General features: G+C 41.7%; 3 protein-coding genes. 2 read left to right on the top strand and 1 reads right to left on the bottom strand.

Annotation, left to right across the window (positions count from 1 at the left end; genetic code table 11):
- Nucleotides 1-819: sugar phosphate nucleotidyltransferase (locus IQ229_RS14155; RefSeq protein ID WP_194044700.1), on the top strand; the 819-nt coding region annotated here is incomplete at its 5' end.
- Between the two features lie 184 nt (nucleotides 820-1,003).
- On the opposite strand, the gene IQ229_RS14160 is transcribed toward IQ229_RS14155, so the two are convergent.
- Nucleotides 1,004-2,398, bottom strand: coding sequence for a hypothetical protein (locus IQ229_RS14160; RefSeq protein ID WP_194044702.1), 1,395 nt, complete (start codon nucleotides 2,396-2,398; stop codon nucleotides 1,004-1,006).
- 401 nt (nucleotides 2,399-2,799) lie between these two features.
- Between IQ229_RS14160 and IQ229_RS14165 the strand changes: the two genes are divergently transcribed.
- Entirely contained in the window at nucleotides 2,800-3,924 is a 1,125-nt protein-coding gene (locus tag IQ229_RS14165; RefSeq protein WP_194044703.1) for a THUMP domain-containing class I SAM-dependent RNA methyltransferase, read from the top strand.
- The last annotated feature ends 615 nt before the right edge of the window (nucleotides 3,925-4,539 follow it).

A 4,539-nucleotide genomic window follows, 5' to 3' on the forward strand; every position in this document is an offset into this window, starting at 1 on the left:
ACTAAAGTTGTCAAAAAAGAACTTTTCCCGATTATCGATCGAGATGGTAGGGCAAAACCTGTGATTCTTGCAATTATTGAAGAGGCGATTAGTGCAGGAATTACAGAAGTGGGGATTGTGGTGCAGCCAGATGACAAAGAAATATTTGTAGATTTCTTGAAAAAACCACCCAAAAAAGAACTTTTCGAAAAACTTTCACCGCAAAATCAAGAATATAGCCGATATCTTGAAGATTTAGGTAGCAGAATTACCATTTTGTTACAAGAGGAACAATTAGGCTATGGTCATGCAGTATTTTGTGCCAAAGATTGGGTACAAAATGAGCCGTTTTTGCTCATGTTGGGCGACCACATTTATGCATCTGACATTGAAAAATCTTGTGCGCGTCAAGTTTTAGATGTTTACGAACAAGTTAATCAAAACGTTGTTAGCTTAACTACAATGCCAGCAGAAATTATTCATAAAGCTGGGTGTATAACAGGGGTTTGGCAAGAGTTAAACTCGATTTTGTCAGTTACCCAACTCTATGAAAAACCTACTATTGAGTATGCACAACAGCATTTACGTGTAGAGGGAATGTCAGAAAATGATTTTTTAGGTATATTTGGCTTATATTTACTAACGCCGAAAATTTTTGACTTTTTAGCAGAACATATCAACCAAAATTTCCGAGAACGAGGTGAATTTCAGTTAACATCTTGTCTTGAAAAATTGCGTCAGGAAGAGGGAATGACAGGATATGTTGTTAAAGGCAAGTGTTTTGATACAGGTTTGCCAGATGCTTATCGTCAGACAGTGATTGATTTTAGAAAAATATAGATTAATCTCAGTTCAATTCCTTTGTCTGAGAGCATCTCACTTTTCCTGAATACTTTATTCCTTGGAAGTCTCTTATGTAAAGTTGAAAATGAAGCTAAATCAATCACAAGTATATTCATCCCTTCAACTTATCTCCTGATCTTTCCACTATTCTGACTCCTGTATTCTGACTCCTGAATTCTGATCACAAAACTACTTCAAAACTAGCGGTAGTTAGAGCAGGAAAAGAGGTAGCATCCAATTGTGCAAATTTACCCCCGGAATTAATCTCAGCAAAATTATCCGCCGAACCATTAGGGTTGTAAAAGAGACTACCATTTGCGCTATTATAAACGATCGCTGCACTACTACTTGCAGCTAAAGTATCGTTCGTAACGGTGGCAAAGTCTGCGGAATTTAATTGAGTCGGAAAGACTGAATTACTTAGAGCGGTAAAGGTAGATTTGGATAGTTGAATCTTGTCTTGCTCAGGATTGAAGTCACTAATAGTATCAACTCCGAGTTCCCTAATATTAAACTTCGATCCTGTTGCAAATGCAAACTTATCTGAACCAGCGCCTCCTTCTACTAAGTCGTCCCCACTATCTCCCTGTAGGTAATCGTTGCCTTGATTCCCGCTCAGAATATCTTTTCCACTACCGCCAAAAAGAATATCATTACCTCTGCCCCCCAGAAGGTTGTCGTCATCACTACCCCCATCTATTTTGTCTGCACTAGCTCCACCAAAAAGGATGTCAGAACCTGCCCCCCCATCGATGTAATGATTACCAATAACACCAGAAAGCGAAATACTGTCATCACCATCCCCAGCAAAAATAACCTTATCGCCAGCCGAAAAATCCCCAAAACTCAAGGTATCGTCTCCCTTGGTTGTAGCGACATCAGTACTGATTGCATTTTTGGCTCGAGCAACTGCCTCTTTTATGAGATCAACAAGATTCTCACTTTTAGAACCAAGAGCCAGTACACCACCTCGACCAAGCTGGGTAACTAGTGTCTCGTAATTGGCTGCAACATTACTCGTAGTTAGAAAAATTGGAATAATGTTATTTGCTTCTAGCGCAGTTTTTACTTGTCCGGCCTGTGGATAATCTTCAAAAGCATCAGCTATCCCATCTCCATTATTAGCAATAGTATCACCTGGAATAACTGCTGCGCGATCGCCGGCAACATGATAAATACTATCGGTGGCTATTATAACAACACGAAATGAACCTACTCTGTAACCAAGACTGCCGTTATCTAAAGCTGCGAACAAGAGTGCAAATAATTGTGATTCTGGCTCATCATTGCCACCAAAAGCTTGAAAGTCAAAGATTTTGTCTTTAATTGTTGTGACATTATTTGTCAAAGCGACTTCTGCTTGATATACATAGTCAGCGTAACCCCCAAAAGGCGCAAGTGGCTTATCCTTAAAAGAGGCAATACCAAATTTCAGGTCATCACCAAATATATTTGCTAACGTCGGGTTGGTTAAGTGATTTACCGTCGCAGTAAGTACAGCTTTAAGCTGGATTAAATTCTCATCAGATGATGATGTTAAGTCTTGCAGCAGAACAATATCAGATACTAAACTCACAGTTTTTCCCTCTGATTATTTTTATTGATGGGTTGTATTGCAAAGTGTCTGAACAGTATTTCAGCTTGATATTAGCAAGGTTAATTGATTTAAGATAGTACTTAAACCGAAGAAAATATAATCTCTTTCAAAAAATATTTACTGTGTCCTTACTCAGGCTTGATTTTGTTTGTCTGGGGCTTGTTGTGCTGAGTTATCGAAGAAAGACAGGAGGGCAGGTGGTCACTGAGCGTAGTCGTTGGCGCAGCCTCTCGTAGAGATGGGAGTCGAAACACTGCCCCCAGCCTCTACCCTACTAAGGTTATAATCGCAGACTTAACGAGAGAGAATGTTACAAGATATGAGTTAAGCTAAAGTGCGTCAATGGGTGAGTAGTGAAGACAATGCTTTGGGTTTAGAGGATGAATCAGTATTTTGCAACGGTTGCTCGCGGATTAGAAACCCTCGCGGCTCAGGAGTTAGAGCAACTGGGTGCCCATTCCGTAGAGCCGGGGTTTTGCGGTGTAGCCTTTGAGGGCGATCGCACTCTACTTTATCGCGTCAACCTCTGGGCTAGGCTGCCGTTCCGAATCTTGGTGAATATCCATGAGTTTAAATGCCTTGATGCCAAGGATCTCTATCGCGGTATCCAGAGCATCGATTGGGTAAACTATCTGACGCCAGACATGACGCTGGCGGTGAATGTCACGGGCAAAAACGATCGCCTCAACCATAGCCACTTCACATCTCTCCAGGTCAAAAATGCGATCGTTGACCAACAGAAAGAAAATCTGGGCGAGCGTTCAAATGTAGAGCTTCATGAACCAGATGTGCGGGTTAATGTTCATATTGAACGCGACTTTTGTACCGTCAAACTCGACAGTTCTGGAAATAGTCTGCATCGCCGAGGCTACCGTCCTGCGGTTGGAGTAGCCCCTCTCAAGGAATCTCTGGCTGCTGCTCTGATTCAACTTTCGGGTTGGCAGCCAGACCAGATGTTCTACGATCCTCTGTGTGGATCTGGCACTTTACCCTTGGAAGCTAGCTTAAAGGCACTGAACATAGCACCAGGACTGTTTCGTGAATCCTTTGGATTTGAAAATTGGCTCGATTTTGATTTATCCCTTTTAGAAAAGCTACTCCAAGAAGCTAAGGACAGCCAACTGGATAATCTGCCCGCACCTATTTGGGGAAGCGATCGCGATGAAAATATAATCGAGCAAGCGATTAATAATGCTCAAAACTGTGGCGTTGATAACCATGTATGGTTTTCTCAAATGGAGCTTGCTGATGTTGTCGCCCCCGCAGACAGTGGGGTTTTATTCTGCAATCCACCTTATGGCGAACGGCTGGGGCGAGATAGCGATTTAGGGGCATTTTACAAGCTTTTGGGCGATGTATTGAAACAACGCTTCAAAGGCTGGACTGCATTTGTACTCAGTGGCAACAAGGAACTGTCTCAATCGATTGGACTAAAATCATCTAAGCGAATTGCAGTGTACAACGGAGCGTTGCCTTGTCAATTAATGAAATATGAGTTGTATTAAGTACAGCATTTCATTAATTCGTAGCGAATTAAATTTGGCAATACCTTGCAATGCCAATGCGTCTCTCTGCAATGCCAATGCGTCTCTCTGCAATGTCAATGCGTCTCTCTGCAATGCCAATGCATCTCTCTGCAATGCCAATGCATCTCTCTGCAATGTCAATGCATCTCTCTGCAATGTCAATGCATCTCTCTACATTAAAAATGCTACGCTTTTACGCAAAACTGTATTAAGACAGAATCGAACGGATTTTACTATTTCCGGTTTGTAGGCTGTCGCGCCTATAAGTTGCCTGATAATCTGTTAGGTAAAACCTGCAAACCCTCTCCTCTGCTCCTCTGCTCCTCTGCTCCTCTGCTCCTCTGCTCCTCTGCTCCTCTGCCCCTCTGCTTACCTAAATGTATCAACCTTATAGTGAAATGCTATAAGTCTATATTCTGGCAGTTAGATAACAACTTTTGAAACAAGTGGCAGTATAATCTAGTGACTGACAATCTGCAATTTATTTATCGTTAAAAGGCAAGGCTATTTATGTCAGACCAATTCACCTTTACCGTTACCAATAAAACTGAATTGGCAATTACAGAGTTGTGCCTATCTGCCGACGATGAAGAG

Origin of the sequence: Nostoc cf. edaphicum LEGE 07299 (assembly GCF_015207245.1) — a bacterium.
Classification (GTDB): Bacteria; Cyanobacteriota; Cyanobacteriia; order Cyanobacteriales; family Nostocaceae; genus Nostoc; species Nostoc edaphicum_B.

Coding starts and splice junctions, on each gene's coding strand:
- IQ229_RS14165 (WP_194044703.1), top strand. CDS start 2,800: ATGAATCAGTATTTTGCAACGGTTGCTCGCGGATTAGAAACCCTCGCG.